1 protein-coding gene is annotated in these 230 nt (G+C 64.8%); it reads left to right on the plus strand.

The features are described 5' to 3' along the window. On the plus strand, positions 1–230 hold a 230-nt coding region (locus EOD29_RS35555; protein WP_127248946.1), incomplete at its 3' end, for an FAD-dependent oxidoreductase.

A 230-nucleotide genomic window follows, 5' to 3' on the forward strand; every position in this document is an offset into this window, starting at 1 on the left:
ATGAAGAGCTTCGACGCCATCGTTATCGGCGCCGGCCAGGCCGGCCCGTTCCTCGCCGCCCGCATGGTCGAAAAGGGCATGAAGGTAGCGCTGATCGAACGCAAATTTCTGGGCGGCACCTGCGTCAATGCCGGCTGCATGCCGACCAAGACGCTGGTCGCCAGCGCCCGCGCTGCCCATGTCGCAAGAAGTGGCGCCGCCTACGGTGTCAATATCCCCGGCGAAATCGC

The organism is Mesorhizobium sp. M1A.T.Ca.IN.004.03.1.1 (assembly GCF_003997555.1).
Classification (GTDB): Bacteria; Pseudomonadota; Alphaproteobacteria; order Rhizobiales; family Rhizobiaceae; genus Mesorhizobium.